This is a genomic window from Pedobacter kyungheensis (genome assembly GCF_000812965.1).
Classification (GTDB): domain Bacteria; phylum Bacteroidota; class Bacteroidia; order Sphingobacteriales; family Sphingobacteriaceae; genus Pedobacter; species Pedobacter kyungheensis.
The window spans coordinates 152,528-172,270 of record NZ_JSYN01000015.1 but is presented as its reverse complement, the minus strand read 5'-3'; the positions used below and the strand labels follow the sequence as shown (position 1 = coordinate 172,270).

Annotated in this window: 12 protein-coding genes; 1 reads left to right on the top strand and 11 read right to left on the bottom strand. The window is 38.4% G+C overall.

Features of this window, described 5'->3' with window-relative positions:
* Nucleotides 1-4: 4 nt before the first annotated feature.
* The 10 genes from OC25_RS13535 to OC25_RS13490 form a co-directional block, all read right to left on the bottom strand.
* Nucleotides 5-1,774, bottom strand: coding sequence for a LamG domain-containing protein (locus OC25_RS13535; RefSeq protein ID WP_039476873.1), 1,770 nt, complete (start codon nt 1,772-1,774; stop codon nt 5-7).
* Between the two features lie 20 nt (nt 1,775-1,794).
* A complete protein-coding gene (locus OC25_RS13530; RefSeq protein ID WP_039476871.1) occupies nt 1,795-3,498 on the bottom strand; it encodes a DUF5008 domain-containing protein in 1,704 nt (567 codons plus the stop codon).
* Between the two features lie 31 nt (nt 3,499-3,529).
* A complete protein-coding gene (locus tag OC25_RS13525) occupies nt 3,530-4,249 on the bottom strand; it encodes a fasciclin domain-containing protein (protein ID WP_039476869.1) in 720 nt (239 codons plus the stop codon).
* Between the two features lie 4 nt (nt 4,250-4,253).
* Nucleotides 4,254-5,771 carry a RagB/SusD family nutrient uptake outer membrane protein gene (locus OC25_RS13520; protein WP_039476996.1) on the bottom strand — a complete coding sequence of 506 codons (1,518 nt, stop codon included), beginning with the start codon at nt 5,769-5,771 and terminating at the stop codon, nt 4,254-4,256.
* Nucleotides 5,772-5,789: 18 nt separating this feature from the next.
* Nucleotides 5,790-8,945 carry a SusC/RagA family TonB-linked outer membrane protein gene (locus tag OC25_RS13515; protein ID WP_039476994.1) on the bottom strand — a complete coding sequence of 1,052 codons (3,156 nt, stop codon included), beginning with the start codon at nt 8,943-8,945 and terminating at the stop codon, nt 5,790-5,792.
* 35 nt (nt 8,946-8,980) lie between these two features.
* Nucleotides 8,981-10,006, bottom strand: a complete 1,026-nt coding sequence (locus OC25_RS13510) for a DUF5007 domain-containing protein (protein WP_039476867.1) — start codon at nt 10,004-10,006, stop codon at nt 8,981-8,983.
* A 6-nt stretch (nt 10,007-10,012) separates the two neighbouring features.
* Nucleotides 10,013-10,690, bottom strand: a complete 678-nt coding sequence (locus OC25_RS13505; RefSeq protein ID WP_052266197.1) for a hypothetical protein — start codon at nt 10,688-10,690, stop codon at nt 10,013-10,015.
* Between the two features lie 20 nt (nt 10,691-10,710).
* Nucleotides 10,711-12,306, bottom strand: coding sequence for a RagB/SusD family nutrient uptake outer membrane protein (locus OC25_RS13500; protein ID WP_039476866.1), 1,596 nt, complete (start codon nt 12,304-12,306; stop codon nt 10,711-10,713).
* Nucleotides 12,307-12,324: 18 nt separating this feature from the next.
* A complete protein-coding gene (locus OC25_RS13495; protein ID WP_052266196.1) occupies nt 12,325-15,309 on the bottom strand; it encodes a SusC/RagA family TonB-linked outer membrane protein in 2,985 nt (994 codons plus the stop codon).
* Nucleotides 15,310-16,224: 915 nt separating this feature from the next.
* Complete coding sequence (locus OC25_RS13490) at nt 16,225-17,940, bottom strand: FAD/NAD(P)-binding protein (protein WP_039476863.1); 1,716 nt, start codon at nt 17,938-17,940, stop codon at nt 16,225-16,227.
* Nucleotides 17,941-18,191: 251 nt separating this feature from the next.
* On the opposite strand from OC25_RS13490, the gene OC25_RS13485 reads away from it, so the two are divergent.
* Nucleotides 18,192-18,752: a DUF1543 domain-containing protein gene (locus tag OC25_RS13485; RefSeq protein ID WP_039476860.1), complete on the top strand. Its 561-nt coding sequence runs from the start codon at nt 18,192-18,194 to the stop codon at nt 18,750-18,752.
* Here the strand turns inward: OC25_RS13485 and OC25_RS13480 are convergent, their stop codons facing one another.
* Nucleotides 18,753-19,544 carry a lacto-N-biose phosphorylase central domain-containing protein gene (locus OC25_RS13480; RefSeq protein WP_039476858.1) on the bottom strand — a complete coding sequence of 264 codons (792 nt, stop codon included), beginning with the start codon at nt 19,542-19,544 and terminating at the stop codon, nt 18,753-18,755.
* Nucleotides 19,545-19,743: the final 199 nt, after the last annotated feature.

Genomic DNA, 19,743 nt, shown 5'->3' with positions numbered 1-19,743 from the left:
TTAATTAGTTTTTAGGTAAATTAACAGTAGGGTTATAAAATTTACCCATTAAGCCCCATTGAGCCGGAATGGTAATATTCATCCAGTTATAAATAAATACCGGAATATCAACCCCATTTGGTACCACTTTAAAAGCTGCCTCCGATATAGCTGGCGACAGGTTTGGAGAGATATCGGCATAATTTGTCCAGTTGGCTGCCCCTACCAGATTCATTACCGGCGATTTCCCTAAAGCATCATTCAGTACACTTCCAACACCTTCATTTGTTCTGTAGTAAGCTACCAAATTATTATAGTACGGATCTGTAATCGGTGTTAGCGGCGTTTTTTTACTGGCAGCAATAATATCAGCATTTGGAATGGCGATATTGTAAACCGCAAATTCGGTAATAAAACAATCCACATTACTGTATTTTCCAAAAGTTAAAGGTGATGTGGTATTTAAATTTCCATTGGCTCCACCACTTACGGTTAATGATAAATTAGGCTGTTGCGCAGCAATACCATCAACAAACATACTGGCGGTATGGGTAGTACCGCTGTTATAAAATCTTACCGCAACAGAGTGCCATTTTCCATCATCCAGTTTTTGAGAAGCTGGTCCTTTTGCCTGAGTATTTCCGGTTGCACCGCTGAAGCTTGCATTAAAACTAATAATGCCGCCATCGTCTTTGATAAAGGCCCAACCGGGTATTCCTGGAGTTATTCCGCCGGTAACCCCCCTTTTTTGGAGAATTGCAGGGTAACCTGAATTGCCTGTACTTCCATCCCAACGGATATTAAAACGGATGGTAGCCTCGATATTGGTACCTAAATTTAAAAAATTAGCATCGCTTTGTACAGCCCCATTGGTTGCGTTAAATTTAGCCCCGATGCCAGAATATGGCAGGTTACTTACATCAGGTTTGATAACGGCATTGGTTTGAAATTTCGGATTGTAAAAAGCTACAAAAGTATTGCGCGAATCATCAGCATAGATATTTGAACCCGGGGCACCACCAGAAGTAGCTGCACCACCTTTGTTGGCGGCCACAACTACCAGCCAATTTTCCAGAGCGTAGGTTTTTCTCGCTTTTAAGGCTGCCAAAATTTCTCCTACATAAGCATCTAAAGTATTAATAGCAGTTGTATATGCTGCAGTTGATGCAGTATAGCCGTTTGCTAAACCTGCCACCTCTGCACTATGAAATTGTGCCACCAATAATGCTGGATTATTGGTTGTTAACTCTGCAACAACTGCAGTTTTAACCGCAGCATCGTCTGCCAGGGTTTGCTTAACGGTAGCATCGGCTGCCAGATTATCGTTAAATGCGGCTGTTGAAGCCAGAGATACCGTGCGTACATTCCCCAAATTAGATTTAATTCCGGTAAATAGGGTTGGTGTGGTTTGTAAATTTATTCCAGTAAAAGCCTCTGTAGTAACATTATGTTTGGTATAATCAACACCGGTAAGCATGGTAGTCCATGATGCGGCATTGGTAATTGCATTTCTTTGGTAATCAGCAACACCATCATAAGAGTAAATTGAGTTGGTGGTAATTTGTGTCAGGTTAGCCGGCGCCAGGCTGCTTACTACCGAACCTTTTACCCCATCCAAAATAATGTACAATACTTTTTTCGAATTGTTACCCAAGCCGAGTGTATCGTTTCTGAACGAAGTTGGCAATACATTATCGAAATTTTTGTTGCAAGATGATACAAGCAAAATAATGCCCAAAACCGCCGTTATACTTAAAGTTTTAATTTCAAAAACTAAACTTGTAATTTTTTTCATATCCTTATAAATTAAGTCAGTTAATTAGCAATAATTAGTCGTAATACATTATGGGGTAATATCGAATTAAACCGGTAAATATCGCCCACTAACACGACCTGAGAACCGTTTGATACTCCAGTTTCAATCATATCATATACTCTGCCCTGAAAACCGCCTGTATTGTTGTAACCAACTGCCAGCTGACCGTTAGTATCCAGGATCATAAAACCCTGACGCAGGTAATCGCCATATCTGTTAAAAGAACCCGCAACGATTATTTTACCATTGTTAAGCTGGCCCGCGAAAGTGGCAATACCTCCGGTAATAAGCGAGCCGTTAAAAGTAGTGACTACTGATCCGTTTGCATTTAACAAAGCAACTCCTGAAGAGGCTTTTCCGTTATAGGTAGAAAAGTTACCGCTGATTACAATTTTATCGGTTGTAGCATTGTATCTGATCGAATAAATATCACCATCAGCGCCAGAACCTGCGCTAAATGTGGGATCTACAGAACCATCTAAATTTAACCTTACAATCCTGTTTGCAGCAACACCATTAAATGTGCTGAAACTACCAACCAAAATCAGCTTGCCATCGCTCTGCATGGTAGCATCAATAATGGCTCCATTACCTCCTATAGCACTTTGTCTTGTCGTTTTGTTGTAGTGGAAAGTCGAATCCATCGATCCATCGGCATTTACACGTACCATTTGCCTCATTCTGGTGATATCGTATACCTTTTCGTCGTAAGTAGAATTTGGATAATAAATCCGTTTGAAATTCTGAAAGTTACCTACAATGTAAATTTGTTCGCCAAATACAAAAGTTTTTCTAACTGCACCGTCAACACCAGCATTAAATGCAGCAACGGTATCACCATTTTTCCATGTCTGCTCTGGTTTAGGGTTAACAATGGGTACCAATGAGTTACCCAAGGCATCTTTATCGGCAGTTTTAATGGTATCTAAACTACCATTTGCATTTAACCTGGTAATGTTATTGAGTGTTTGCCTGTTAGAGCGTGTAGAGTTATAAGCGGTAAAACTACCCGCAACTATAAACTTACCATTTTGCGACCCAGTAGAAATCCTGTTAATAGAATAAATTGTCCGGCTTCCTCCTACTGCACCCTTTCCAAAATTAATCCCGGAAGTAGAATAAGCTCCATCAGCATCAACCTGCACTATCCCTCCATTCGGTAGTGCGGTAGTACCTTTTTGCTCAAAACTGCTAAATGAACCTCCCAACCAGAAAAGACCTGTTGGCAATTTTTCTGCATCATAAACAGTTGTACCGCCCGAGCCACCAACTGCACTCGCGCCATTTACAATTTTAAATGCCGCATCTACACTTACCTTTCCGCCAATTTTAACAATAGGGCCGAAAAAGCTTTGCCCCTGAGAGGTGATCCAAACACTGCCAGTGCTGGCCACCAGTGGCACTTTAAATTGTATGGTACTATCGGTATAGTTTAATACCTCGGCTTCGATCTCGTTTACATAAAGCTTAAAATTATCTTTATATTTCATTAAGCCATTTACCTGAAGGTTTAAAGTTGTACCTGCAGTTACAATATCAGGATCGGTAGTTTTAGAGATAAAAGTAATGCCTAAAACCTGTTTACCACCTGCATAAGGATCATCGGTTAATCCCTTACTTTTTTTGCAAGCAACCATTAAGCTGGCAAGGCAAACCGCCATTGCAACCAATAAGCTTATTCTATATTTTATGTTTGTTAACATATATCAGTTCATTTATATTAATAAATATTTGCTACGGCGTTGGTGGCAAAATGCCCGATGCAACTACCTGATCGATAAACGTATCGGTATTAAAACCCAGGTTATGCTTAATTTTAGTAAGTACGTGGATTACACCGTTTGTGGTCTGGATATCAGATGTTGCTACGGGGTTATTCTGTAACGCTACCTGCGGGTTAGACAAGTCGGGGATATACGCCAGGAACAACTGACGGTAACCAGCATATTTAACCCCTGCCGCATCACTAAAAATTGCTCCCACATTCATAATGCGACCCGAATAAGAAGTATAATTCTGCCCTGGATAAGCAAGATAAGAAAGCGTATCTCTTTGCGGATAATCTTTTAGCAGGTTAGAACCTTTAAAAATGTATTGAGAAAGGGTATTTCTCCAAACCTCAGGTTTTATCTGGCTAAGTTGAGATACAGTATCCTTTCCGGTATTTCTTAAATACTGGTTCAATCTTTTAATACTCTTGAAAACTGAACCACTGGGTGGGGCAAAAAATGTTACATTTTCTTTATCCAACACATCATTCATGCCGGCCAGATTAATCACGGTTAAAGTACTATCAAAGAAAGGTTTCTTCGATTTCATATACTGCAAACTACTTCCATTATATTTTGGATCATGCACACCTGTATCAAAATAGTACTTTTTGCAACTTGCAAACATGAAGAGCACACTGGCTAATACCAATAAACATGCTATATTTTTGTTTTGTATTTTCATCTTCTTAATTCCAAAAATTATTACCAATTAAATAAGGATTTGCACTGCGCTCAGTGGCACTGATAATTAATGGCCAGGTCCATGCACCTGCGTTAAAATTACCTACACTAATTACTGCTTTTGAATATTCGGTATTAATAGCTCTTTTAGTTCTAACCAGATCAAAGAAAAACTGTCCTTCACCAATTAACTCCCTGCAACGTTCCTTGTAAATATCGTCCTTCAGTTCACTGCCATTAGAAATTAATGCCGGTGCAGTAGCTGCCAATCTTACCTGATTCACATAACTACGTGCTGTAGCATCATCGTTAAGTTCGGCGGCAGCTTCTGCAGCCAGTAACAAAGCATCAGGTAATCTGAAAATAATAGCGCTATCATCACTATTTGCAGTTAAAGAAGTACCCGATCCGGTTGGATAGGTATTGGTGAATTTTTTGAACTGGAAGGTATTGTTATCAGAAGTGGCATTTTCGAACCATGTGCTTAGTCGCGCATCAGGTATACCTGCCGGAAACAGTTTACCAATATAATCTTTCTCATAAGCCATAAAACTGGTAGTTTTAGTTGTTGCCCCCTGAATAGGGAAATGCGAAAAGAAATATGAATAATTAGAATAATTTACAAATGTTTCGCCGTAGTTATAATCTTGTAAAACACCAAACAGGTTTTCTGAAGTACGCCCTTTAAAAATCAGCCTTGTATTTTGCTCATTAATTGGCAACAAAGCATAATTAGTATAAGTAGCCATTTCTTCGGCCAATGTTAAAACCGACTTATAATAGCCTGTTTTATCGCCATTATCCCATGCGGCTGCCCACATATTTAAGTGCATTAACAATGCTACAGCACTAGCCCTTGTAGGCCTGAAACCAGTATACGAAACATCAGTATAAGCAGTTGGCAAATCATTTTTTGCAGCACTCATATCGGCAATACACTTTTTCATTACCTCTACCTGTGGGGTACGTGGTAACGATTTGCTGTTGTAGGCCTCTGTATAATAAATGGCATCGCCAAATAATTTACAGATAAACATATAGCTTAAGTTACGCATAAAAACCGCTTCAGCTTTATATCTTCTTCTCTCCGTATCTGATAAATTACCAGCCGGAACATTATCTACCTCATAGTACAGGATATTACTGGCTGCAATAATATCGTACCAGGCTTTCCAGTCCATGATCGCTTTTAATCTATTGTCGTACGTAGTGGTAGCTGTAGTAACCGACTTTAAGTTATTGGCAATTAAATTGTTAAAAACGTTATTACCACTATTATCGATGGTACCTACGGTTTTAACAAAGTTACCCCTCACATCAAGTGCAGGCATTAATACGCCACCACCTACTTTATTGCGTAATCTGGCATAAATACCATTGGTAAAACCTTCAACATCATTTCTGGTTTGCCAGAAATTATTTCCCGATAGGGCATCGATAGGTACCACGTTGAGGAACTTTTTACAACCGGTACCGATAAATAACAGGCCCATCGCCACGAGTAAATATTTTATATTTTTCATTTTCATCCTGTTAAAAAATTAAAATTCTATGTTTAAGCCCAAAGCAAACTGTTTAGATATTGGATACCCTCCTGCATAATCTCTACCTAAAGCGGTTACGTTTTCGGGGTTTGGACCTGAATAACGTGTAATAAAGCCTAAGTTGGCAGCAGTTGCATTAATACTTACCCTGTTCATCCCGAATTTGCGGGTAAAACTCTGATTAAAGTTGTAGTAAACTTTTACCGAGTTAAGCTTAAAATAAGAGCCATCTTCCTGGAACATAGTTTGGTTAAACCTGAAAGGGTTAAGAATTGAAGATCTTACAAAATCTAATGGATTACCATATTTAGCGATATCGCCTGGTGCAGCCCAGTAGCTATACTCTGATAAAGGAACAATATTGCCCAATGCAGTAGGGTTACCAAAAGAGGCAAACTGCTGTGCCAAACTATTGTTTAAAATATCTCTTTTTAAAGTAAATGAAGTGTTGATCTCTATACTCCAGTTTTTGTATTGGAGTAATGATGTAAAACCACCGGTAATTTGCGGCTGTGAGTTACCAGCAATTACCCTATCGTACTCATTTAATACATAGTTACCATCTAAATCGGTAAATATCGGATCGCCTGCTCTGAAATAGTTAAGTTTGGCATTGGTACCTACACGGTATGGTAAGCCTGTAAGCGGATCAACCGGAACCTGAGCGTTAGTACTGTAAACACCTTTGGTATTGTACAAATAGTTAGATAATGAGTTAATACCCAAACGGTAGTAAATATCCTGGCCTAAAGCCGCATCAGTATATATCTTTTCGCGCAAGCCATCTGGCAGTGCAGCAAGTACCTCACGGTTAATAGCCAGTGTACCTGTTAAAGATAATTTAAATGGACTATTGGTACTGAGCGGACGGGCTGTTGCCTGAAACTCCCATCCGTAATTAACGTTACTGATCTCAGTAGAACCGATTGTGGCAAATGAATTTGAGCTTGATAATGCTTTCTCCTGAAATATGTTATCGTTCTGTTTGTAATAAGTATCCATCGACATAGAGAACTTACCGTTCAAAATCCCAATATCAAAACCAGCGTTATAAGTAGTAGCTTTGGTTGGTTCTAAAGTTAAGTTTGGTAAATAACTCAAATCTGCAATAACTGTGTTACTGTTGTTGTAACGGTCGCCCCCATAATATTTACCATAAGCCTGATAAATGTTACCATTAGGGGTGATATTTGAACCATAGCTTAAACGGATAGCTCCAAAATCCAGCCAGCTAAAATTCTCCATGAAGCGTTCTCTGTTAAAATTCCATTTAAACGCAATAGCCGGGTTCTTTTTGTAACCTGCATTAGGTCCGTTAGTCGAAAGTCCGTCAATACGGTAGTTTAAATCCAATACATACTTCTGTTTGTAGTTATAAGAAAACTGTCCGGCAAAACCAACTGTTCTTAAATCAGTATAATCGGTTGTTCCACCTCTTGAGGTCAGATAATCGGTCATGTTGGTTAACGGACCTCTTAACTGATCGTTTACTCCCCTATCATTCAGTATTGCATCTGCTTTAAAAAACGATGCCCTTAACTCCGAGAATGCAAATAAGTTGAAGTTGTGCGCATCTTCTCCTCCCTCTTTAATTGAGTATACGTAGGTAAGCTGGTTACGGTTATACAGGGTTGTAGCCCTATCAGTATAAGTATAATATTGAGATTGATTTGAATTCAGTGCTGCCGGTGAAAAATTATCTTTTGTACTCGACTGGCCGGTATAATTCAAAGTGGTACCAAGTTTTAAATTCGGTAGAATTTCATAGTCCGCATTTAAATTGGCACTGGTAATTAATATTTTATTGTCGTTATCGGTTGTTAGTGCACCTAATACTGAGTTAACTGACGAATATAGTGAAGGTGAAGGCAATAAGGAAGATGAACTACCGCCCGTGGCTACCCCGGCATTTTGAAGCCCGTTTCCACTACCTGTTTGCACCTTTTGTATCGAATTGTTTAACTGTCCGGTAAGCCTGAACTTACGGCTAGGAGCATAAATCATGTTCATGTTAAGGTTATAACGGGATAAACCGGTATTTTCCTGAACACCTTTTTCATCATAAGCTGCTAATGCAACCTTATAGTTAAACTGCTGATCACCACCAGAAATGTTTAAAGTATGACTCTGGTTAAATGTCGGACGATAAAAATAAGACTGCCAATCGGTAGAGTTATTGTAATATGCATTTAAGCTATCTGATAAAAACGGAGTAGAGTTAATTAAATCGATAGCATGGTTATAAGCCGTGTCGTAACGTAAAATCTGATCAATTCTTAACAAACGCTCGCCTTTACCACCAATTACAGAACGCAATTGAGGCACAGTTGACATAAATGCCATACCGTTATAACGAATTACCGGCACCTTAGAGTTACCACGTTTGGTAGTGATCAAAATTACACCGTAAGCACCTCTTGAACCGTACAATGATGTTGCGGCAGCATCCTTTAATACAGAAATGTCTTCAATATCCTCTGCCGGAATTTGAGAAGCAGGCGAAATACCAGGCCCTGCCTGCTGAAAACCGTAAGAGTAATTGGTATTATCATCAACTGGTACCCCATCAATTACATATAATGGAGAAGTTGGTGTTAAGAATGAAGAGTTTCCTGATCCGGATACATTAATATTGGAAATACCGCGTAAGGTTACACTCCCCCTGAAACCAGGAGCACCGGTATTGTTCTGGATATTTAAACCAGCAACCTTTCCCTGTAAAAGAGAGATTGCATCACCCGAAGGTTGTCCCTGAATATCCTTACCCGAAATGGTTACTACCGAACCGGTAGTTAAGGTACGGCTTTTGGTCTGGTAACCTGCCGTTACCTTTACCTCTTGTAAGGTTTTACTATCGGTACTTAAAGTAACAGAGATATTGGTACGGTTGTTTACTTTTATAGTAGTAGATTCGTAACCCACATAACTAAAAGTTAAAGAGGCATTACTGGCAACTGTTACCCTAAATTTACCGTTCATATCGGTAATGCCCAATGAGCTGCCCCCGCTGGTAACACTAACTCCGGGCATGGTTTCTTTTGATTTTGATGAACCATCAATAACTGTCCCGGTTACAACAATGCGTTCCTGGGCAACAGCTAGATTCTGGAAACCAAAAATCAATAAAATAACTATGGTGTAAAAATACTTCATCGGAAATATATTTTGTTTTAGTTTATACTGTTCCATTAATCATTATCAAATTTTGGTTTGTCGCGCTTAAACCAGAAGGTTATCTCCCAGTCTCCTTTTTGGTAAATATTAAAATTGAAAGCCAGGAAACACTGTTGCAGTACATTACCAAATGACTGTCTGTTAAACCTGAAAACAACCCTGGCCTGATCGCCAGATAAAGTAGTATACTTGGTTGGGTATGCACTGCATGGTATTGGATAGGCAACCTCATATTTTACTTTGGTTGCATCTTTAACCATGTTAAAACCGTGCACCAGATTAGCCCAATCAGTAGCGGCAAACTTATTCGGATCAATCGGATTAGATAAGGTATCTACAAACTTGAAAGTAATGCTATTACCATTTCCTGCTTTTTTAAATAGAACCTGAACGTCATCTCTGGTGTTAAGTGGCTGCCCACGCATACCAGTAATATTTAAACTGGTAGGGTTTACAGACACCGAGGTTCCCTGACCAGTAATAGGATCTAAATTAGATGGTTCGTAAGGACGCTCGCGTAAAGGGCGTAAGCGGAAATTCTGATAGTATTTTCTACCGCCGGAGTTCGACATTTCGACATCGAAAACATAACCAGAATCTGGCTGTGCCTTAACCATATTCGAATTCGCCGCAGCCCACATCAGAAACTCACCAGAGTGTGGTCTTACCTCGAACAACGGATGATTTTCAGTTGTGCGTTTCGCTTCAATCTCTGCTATCGATTTTTCGGTACCATCGTAAGCGGTTTTCCAAACTGTAACCGGATAATTGGTAGTTAACTCAGGAGCTGGCTCACCGTTAAACGTACGCATGTTTACAATTTTAAAATCGAGGGGACGACTGGAGTTACCATATTGAAAATTATTGGCAAACAAGGTATTTCGGCCCAATACGGGTTGGTACAGGTACTGGGTATACTGCGAATCGTTAGCGATCGATAAGCGCTCATCGGGCAGGTTCTTCCTGCAAGAAGATATTACAATGCCACCTATCATTAAGGTTAAGCATACTTTAAATATATATTGAATATTTTTCATCATTCCTGTCTATTTATCCAATCGTGCGGTAAATTCATCAAAACCAAAATTGTGTATCGGGGTTAGGATGTTAATTGTAGCATTATTGGTTTTAATATTTACTGCATTTGTAGTGGTAGTTACCCAGTAGTCGGTAAAAATAGAACCATAGGTATCGCTAAAATTTAAAGTAGCTGCCCCGCCACCAACATAGCCTGATGAGCTCTGTTTCACATACCTAATATGCATTTGATAGTCGATAACGATGTTTTTAAGCAATACACCATCTACACTATTAACATAAGCATCGGTGGTTCTGTTACCCCTGATAATATATTTGCAAAGCATATAGCCTAGCTCGTCATAATCTGCAGTTGCCAGGTAAATTGGTGTTTTACCAAAATTTTTACGCCTCACGTTTAAATACTTTACTGCCGCCTCAAAATTCTTGTTTACCGGTGCAAAAAGGGTTACTTTTTGATTTGTTAACGAGTCTTTCAGGAAAGGATAACGATCCAAAACCAATAGCAAAGAATCGAATGTACCTTTGGGTTGCGCCTTAAGGTAATCGAGCGCCGAACCATTAAAGGTTTGCTGGGTATTCACATAATCATGATAAGGAGAATCGCTTTTTTTACACGCTCCAAAGCATAAGCAAATAAACCCTAATAGAAAAAATGTGCTTTTTTGATATAATAAATTTTTCATGCTAAATCTGATTAGGTTAATTATTGCCAATATGGATTTTGGGTAATTAATGAATTGGCATTAATTACATCTTGTGATACCGGCCAGTAAATACCACCGGCAGCTTCAAATTCCTTAAAAGTCATTGATTTACCACCTTTGGTAGCAAAAACTGTTTGTGGATTTTTAATTCTGTTGTAACGCACAATATCATACCATCTCCAGCCTTCGGCCATTAACTCTCTCCTGCGTTCCTGAAAAATTGCAGCTACCAGATCAGGTGTAGCAGTAGTAAAACTGAAGCCTCTTAAAGCACAAGCTCTGTTTAATGCATTAAGTGCATCGTCTTTTTGGCCCAATACAGCAAGGGCCTCAGCTCTTAACAGGGTAATTTCTTCCATGCGGCTAAATACCATCGACGAACTGAATAAGGTAACATTTCCTGAAGTATTGGATGGATAGATTACCTTAATTTTATTGAAAATAGGTTGTTCAGATTCAACACCATAAAAATAGTTGGTCCTGTACAATCCTGTTTGAGGGTTTATACTGAAACGTAAATCAGATGGAACTGTAAATGCTTTAATGATGGTATCCTTTGATACAAACATTTCCGGTCTGGTTTTCGGAATAAAGGGATATGCAAGTGTTAACTGTTCGATATGCCCATTCGCAGTTGATAAGCCATTACCTGCTTCGAAAGGAAAACCAACCATTAGGTTTGCTCTTTTGTATGCAAATGGACTATAGTTGTTCTGATTTTCAGTTAGGGCATTCATATCAATATAATCCAGCGGGTTAGCCCCGTCTACAAAATATTGGGTAGATTGATTATCCAATACGAATTTAGAATAGTTTGCCGCATCAATATAATTACCTTGCCATGCAGCAATATGTGCTAAAATGATATAAGCTGATAAACGGGTAAATACAATACCATTCCACGAAGGCCAGTTGGCACCATAATATAAACCCGGCATAATTGGGTCGGTACCGCCATACCTGAAAGGTACTACCTTTGCCGCAGCCAATAATTCGTTAGTGGCAAATGCCAAAACTTTTTGTTGCGAAGTTCTGCCTAATTTAACAAATTCGCCATCGTGCGATGAGGTCAGTAATGGCACATCACCCCAGATTCTGCTCATATAAAAATAAGCAAAGGCTCTAAGCATTCTTGCTTGTGCTACGTCTACATCGTTGTTTATTTTGGTGTAACGTGGATCAAGCGCCTGTATTTCTTTCGATCTTTCGATGAAAAGACTAGCAGCATTAATAGCTGCATAATATGGTCTCCAGTTGGTAATCCGGTTAATTACCGGATATGAGGCATTTAGCTGGCCATTTACTATCGCCTTTAAATCTGCACGGTTGGTGATGGTAAAATCGCCTTGTCTTAAATCGCCCATTAACCAGTGCGCATTATCTGCAACAGTAGCCGAACGAAGTAAGCCATATACGGATAGCAAGTTGGCTTTAGCATCCTCAAGCGTTTTCCAGTTGGTTTCTTCGGTGGCTAACCTTGTCGATTGTACATCGTCAATCTTTTTACAAGAAAAGTTTCCCAAACCAATCAGCAATACAAAAACCGCAAAAGAGATTTTGTATAAGCTATTCCTTTTATTGATTATATAATTCATGTTAATGCTATAATTATTTTATAAATCCAGTTTAAAGCCCAATACAAATGTTCTTGGAATAGTTAAATTGGCTCCATCATAATATCCATTGTAGTTTACTAACTCCGGGTCTACACCTGTAAATTTGGTAATGGTAAACAGGTTCATTGCGGTAGCATATAAGTATGCTCTTCTTACACCTGTTCCACTCCTTCTGAAAAGTGAGGTTTTACCAAAATCGTAACCCAGTGTTACCGATCTTAATTTTACATAAGATGCATTTTCAAGGAATAAATCCTGATCTACCCTATAGGCATCTACATCACTCCATGGATTGTAAATCGGATAAGTTTTTTCGTTGTCGAATACCTGCCAGGAAGAAACCTCTTTAACCGAATTGATATCGTTACCAGCTTCGCGGTTAATGAAGCCATAACGGGTAGCTTCATATTGGTTAATAGCTTTCTGACCAAGCGCAAAAATGAAATTGAAATTCAGGTCGAAGTTTTTGTAAGCTAATGTGTTGTTCCATCCGCCTACAAATTTTGGTAACCTGTCTCCTGTTGACACTTTATCTTTATTATCAATACGGTTATCACCATTGTAATCAACCCAGTTTGGATCGCCGGCCTTTAATGGAATACCATTAAATGTTCTGCCCGCAGGAACTTCGGCATTAGTATTATAAATGCCATTGTTGCTGTATAACCAGAAACTGCCAACCGGTTTGCCTACTACCAATTTATCATCACCACTGATCAACTCTGTTAAGCCATTTGGTAAAGCAGTAAGTTTGTTTCTGTTGTAGTTAAAATTGACAGTAGTATTCCAGTTTAATCCCTTAGTATTACGGATTACAACCCCATTTAACATTAATTCAAGTCCTTTGTTGTTGATATCCATACCAGTCTGATAATTCAGGCTATAGCCTGTTTCGAAAGGTACCGGCACGCCAATAACCTGGTTTTTGTTATCGCGGTTATAAGCAGTAATCGCAGCATTAAGTCTGCTATTCAAAAACGAAGCATCTAAAGTGATGTTGGTTCTATCCGCATAAGGTAATTTGATACCGTAACCGATAAAACCACTTCCATAAGGACGATTAATTCCTAATCTACCACCATAACCAGGAATTGTGGGTTCTTCAAACCAACCGTTTTCTGAGCGGTACTGAGGGCCTGCAGCATACCGGTCATCCAAAAAGATTCTTAAATTTCTTCCCCATCCGGCACTTAGGTGCAAACTATTGAACAAAGTATTGTTTTTTAAGAATTGCTCTTTAAGGTTAAAAGTGGCACTAAAAGCTGGCGTAGTAACCCAGCGACTATCTGGTTGACCATTTGATGAACCATCTCTACGTACCAATGCACTAAGATCCAATAAGTTTTTATAGCTGTATTTTGCCGATCCGTAAAACGACATCAGGTTGTTTTTTTCTTTATCAATATATCTAAATACATAAAAACCACCCGCTGCAAGGGTATTTAAATAATCGTCATTTCCAGAATTTCCATCAACCAGGTTTAATTTTACGTAATCATTAGGACCATTGTAGGCACGTGCATAATTGTATTTATACGTATCGCCCTGAAAGCTTTGACCAATTTCGAAATCGATGGTATGCTTTTTATTAATCTCATATTTATATGAAGCACTATTGTTAAGCATTAAGCGCTGGCTGTAGCCAAAATAGTTGGATACGTAACTTACACCATCCATTAAAGTTGAAGGAGTAAAATAATCCCTTACGCCTTCGTTATAATCAAAAATTAAACTTGAAGAAATCGTGATCTTGTTAATTTTAGCACTCAGGGTAAGGTTACCATTTAAAATGGTATTGCGATTATTGTCTACATTTTTGGCATTTTCTTGTAAAAAGCCTTCATAAATAGATGCGTTTGGAGATAAGGGGCTACTTAAATCTGGAATATACCTGGTTTCGGCAAAACGATCGCGCAAGCTTCTGTTTCTGGTACGATCTAAACGGGCTGCATTAACACTACTCGATACCGTAAACCATTTAAAAGGTGCCATATTGATACCAAAAAACAGATTATACTTATTAATATTCGTATCATCGGCATTACCTGCGTTTTTAGTACCTGAACCAAAGAACCTGAAATTTGCACGATCTCCTCCTCCTGTAATACCTAAATCGGCAGAAAACGTAGGCGTAGTTTTGTAGTAAATATCATTCCAGTTAGATGGGCCATAGTATGCCGTATTGGTCGAATCCCTCAAATAAGAGGCGTAATTGGCATAATTTTCGGCAGTAGCATATTTTTGGTAAAATGGTTTTCTGAAATTATTTTCATAAACACCATTCACCGTATTCACAGCCGGCGGGGTAACAAAACCAAAATAAGAATTTAAACTAATATCCCTTAATCCGGCCCTTGCATTCTTTGTTGTAACATATATAGCACCATTTGCAGCATTTGGCCCTAGTTTAGCCAACTCAAACGGATCTTTAATTACCGATATAGACTGAATATTATCTATACTGATCTGAGACAATAAGTTCGTTGCCGGACCAATCCTGTTATAATCATACTTCTGTACATCAAAAGCAAAAGGATTATCGGCAACCAAAGGCACCCCATTTAAATAAACAGCAGGTTGCAACGCATACATATCTTTTTTTGTAAATAATAAACCTGATGCACCTTGTACTATAATACTTTGCTCGGTTCCGGGCTCACCATTGGGTTCCTGTACATAAACGCCGGCTAAATTTCCTTTAATAACCTGTTGTAACGACAAATTGGGAACCGGTGTTGCCGAACGGATGTTAATCGTATCGCGCACAGTCTTAAATTTCTGCAACGCCTTAATCATTTGCCCGATTGTATCTGTTTTTACGGAAAATGTTGCCGGCTCTTTTTTAGCTTTTGTGGTATCCTGCTGAAAAGCGAAATACATACTGTTAGCTCCCTTTACCACTACCGTATTGGCATGTAAAGTTTGAGATCCAAAAACAGATAAAAACAAGGCAAAACAAATGCTTGTGTAAATTTTAACCATTTGAATAGTTTTTATTAGATTTTTTGTTTAAATGAAAATGCAATAGCTAAAAGACCGGTAACAGATTGGTACTGGCTGAAAATTTTGGGCACAACAATGCCTGGGGACAAAGTGTAATTTTTTTGAACATAGTATGGGAATTAGGATGATTAGTTATAATTCTTAACCGCAAATAGCTGCAGCAAGAACAATTAGTTGTTGTTTGTTAGTTTAAAAGCGTAGCTGGAGACAAAGTGTAAAATTTTTGACCATAGAATTTAATTAGGATTAATTTATTGATCGTTGTTACAGAAATGCTGTAACAAAAACCATAGTTATTGTTTGTTTGCTGTTATTCCCCGGTAGAGGCTTATATACTTGCTTTTACTAATCGTGTTTCAGGTGGTTAGCAGGAAACATAATTAGCTGGTTGTACTAATAAAATATTTGGCTCGTTTTAATTTTGTTAATGCAAGATATAGATTAAGAAAACCCGATTTTTATTTTTCTTAACGCAAACGTTTGCTTAAAAAATGCCTTTAAAATAGATTAAAGCACTATTAAAGCTTTGAAGCTCGAAACAATACCCTATAAATTTTGTCGATTTTTAATGAGTTACCCTTTTAGCAAAGGATAAAAATTAATAAACGTTAAAATAACAATGTAATTTAGTTGAGAAGGACGAGCAACTTAAAGATAATTAGCTAATTTATAGATTTTTGATCCCGCTGTGATCGCGAAAAAAAACTGAATAAATTTCACTACGCACAAAATGAGCGCAAACGTTTGTTTTTAGTGAGACAAACAACAAAAATAATAAAACAACTAACTGAAAATCAGATAATTAAATTTTTTAAAAAACAAAAAAAGAATATCCCATATACCTAAAACGGTGTACATTTCAATCTACATTTTTAGTTAAAAACATCAAAAATTTTAGCCTAAAATTTGGTTTTTAACTACTAACGATGCCGCCTCACAAAAATCAAGGCCCGAATAATCAGGGTTATAACCGCCCATGTAGGGAACCGCCATCAGATAAATTCTTTCGCAGTTATTTCCCTTTTTATCAACCGGCTGAAAATAATCGTTTATGGTAACACCGGGCACATTTAAAAAATATTTGCCACCTATTTCCCTCACTTGTTTATTGCCGGCCTGTTTGGCTGCATAACCTGCTTCGTCTGATCGAAAAGCCAGTCTGGCTTGATTAATTTTACCGCTTTTAACCAGGCTTTTAAAAGGAAAGTCTTTAACCGAAAGATGAGGCTGACCAATGCAATCTACAAAAGTATTGAAGTGGCTAACTACTTTTTTCTGTTTGTTGTTGTAATAATGGTAATTTACTCCGCCTTTTTTAAGTGGTTTAACCCAACTATTGTCGCCAACTTCAATAATATCTAAAATACCTGCATCATGTAAGGCAAACAAAACCCTGCACGAGCTTTGCGGAACAAATGCAATAACAATAGAAATAAGCGGCATTAGTACTTTTTGCAAACGCTCCATGTCTTCTGCCGATAAATATTTGGCAGGATAATTCAGGGTAAAACTTAAAATGGCCAATGCTTCTTTCCAATACACAGACTCTTTTTTGCGGATAGATTTTTCTGCCTCGATGTATTCGCGCTTAAATAACTCAAAAGGCTCTATTCTTTCCCGACTGGCCATCATACGAGCCACAAATTCTTCTAATGTCAGCCCCTTTATCTTCTGGTAAAAATCAGGATCTTCTTTTTTGAACCTGGCCTTGAAATTCTCATCAAATAAAAAGTCAAGACTTACAAAACCACCATTCTCTTTAATGTGTTTTTGAATTTCAGCTTTAATTAAGGTTCCGCCCTTACCTAAATGCGGGTCTTCCAGGTGAAAACGAATGGCAGGTAAGAGACCATTACGCGAGTGCATAACCAATTTAAAGCCCTCGCTTCCAGGCTTAAGCACATAACAGAGCTTACCATTTGCATTTTCAACAAATTTACCGTTTGCTTTAGCTAGTGTTCTAACCGCATCGATGGCTGTTAACGATGAGCCCATTAAACCAACCGGACTGTTGAGCGTTAACAACATTTTTTTAGGCGGATAAGGGGAATCGAAATAACCCGGAATTTTACCTTCATACTTTTTAGGCCAGTTGTGGCCTGTACAAATAACCAGCTTATCAAATTCTTGCGCAGCCTGTTCCTGCACCTTTACCGATACCCGCTTTTTGCGCGGATGATCGGTTACATCTTCAACTACAACCCCGAAATGAATATTGGTAGTAATCCCTTTTTTGTCCGCAAATTTCTTTAGCAAATCGAATTGTGCAGAAAGGTACTCGCCAAAAAATAAGCGTGGAAGCACTTTATATTCATTAAAATTTTCGGCGCTAATGTTATACTTTTTCAACAAAGATTTTGGAGCAGTTTTAACCCAATCGGCAATTGAATTAAAAATAACCGGAATTTCATTATCCGAAACATTGGTAATGTGTTCTTCATTTGCCCCTTCGGCACTGTAAGGCATGCCGGCACCAAGTTTATTCTTGCGCTCAAAAATATCGATTTGCAGGTTTTTTCCTCCTGCTTCAACCAATCTTTTGTACATAAACAGGGCACAGGGTCCACCACCTATTATTGCGATCTTCTTTTTTGTTGTTCCAGTCTTCATTGATAATGGATATAATCTGAAAAAACAGAAATTGTTTTGAATTGGTAGAAAAAGTCGGAGGTCAGGAGTCCGGAGTCAGAAGATATAGTGCAAGGCACAAATCTAAAATAGCAAGAACCAATTTTAGTGGTTGCTGTTTAATGAATGACCAATATTCAATTACCAAAAACCAATTTTCAGTTGGATTTGGCTATGAGCTACTGACTATTGTCCAAACCAATGACTAATGAACTAATGACCAATTATCAACCATGAACGATTTAAAACTATATATGATTTTACTGGGATCGAAAGCACCCAAGAGAAATGTAGAACAGCACGATTATTTTTTTGGGATTGCCTCATCACTTAAAGCACTTGTTCCGGAAATTAAAGCATTCTGGCCCGGTACAGGCACAAGCCTGCACATTGATGCCTGGCGTGAGGTGAACAAGGTTGGCGATTACGAAATCAGCATTAAAATGAGAGATAGCCATATTCCCCCCTCCTTGTCAAAGTTGTTTTTCATCAACCTTGGGGGTTACCAGGCAGGCAAGTTAAGTGAGCAGCATTACATTGTGTTATCGGTACATGAAGAGCGTGCCAAAGCAATACAAGATGCCAAGAAAACGGTTTTCTTTAAAACCAATTCAATTAAAGGGGCCAACTCGCATATTGACGAAAAGTATGGTATTGATGTTGATGATATCTATAAAATAGAAGATATTTTAACCGAGGAGTCGAAACAAAGATACCACATCGAAATAAAACCATCTTCAGGCTTACCTGAAGATGAGATTCATTTAGGTTATTTCAGGCTGGATAAGCTTTAACTATTTACGGGCAAGGCTTTTTAACCATTTAACAAGGTCAACAGCTGCTTTATCGTTTTCAAAACCCATTTCTTTTGGCAAACGGCCATTTACATATTCATCGTACAACCATGGATCGGCAATGGCCACAACATTACCCTTGCCATACTTAGCAGTAGCAATAACTGTTGCACCGGCACTGTTTTTTAACACTGGTTTAGCTGTCCCCTTTGTTTCGATGGCACAAACGTCTTTCATAAAGATTTTTGAAGCGGTTTTAAATACCGGATTATTTTTGGTTACAATAGCACCATCTTCAAAATGCGCATCATCTATTACATGGTTTTGCATTTCATTGGTAAAATGCATGCCAAATGTATTGGCCAGTTTATTAAAATGTGGCAGTTCTACATTGGCGCTATCGTTGGCAAACATCACCAATACTCCACCCTCCTTTACCCAGGCAGATATGGCTTTGATGTGCTCTTGTTCTATATAATTAGGTTTCGGGTTTTCTTTTGGCCTGTCTGGGTCTACAATTAAATAAACATCGCTGCCTTTTAAATTTGCCAGGGTAGGCGCTGTTTCGAGCGAATCTAATTTGAAGCCCTCTTTCTTAAAAGTATTGCCAAAAATAGAGAAGCCACTGCTTGCACGCTCGCTCCACAGGTAATGGAAACGGATTTCTTTGCCTTGTTTATCCTTACGGGTTTCGCGGTTAAAAAAATAATCGAGTGTAACGGTTTGCGCACTGGCCACGACTGATGAAGCAGTTAAAAGTCCCGCTATGCAAAATCTAAAAAGTAATTTCATAAAAAAGGGTTGATTAGAAACCAAAAGTATAAATTTTACCGGTAATCAGTCCAGTTGTTACTCAATTTCAACCGCATTGATACATTTTTAACCCGGATTGAAATGTATGTGGCCATTGTTAATCCATGTTACTTGGCATTATGAATCTGCGTTTCAATCTGTGGGGAAAATTAAATCAGCAGGTTTAATATTTCCTTTT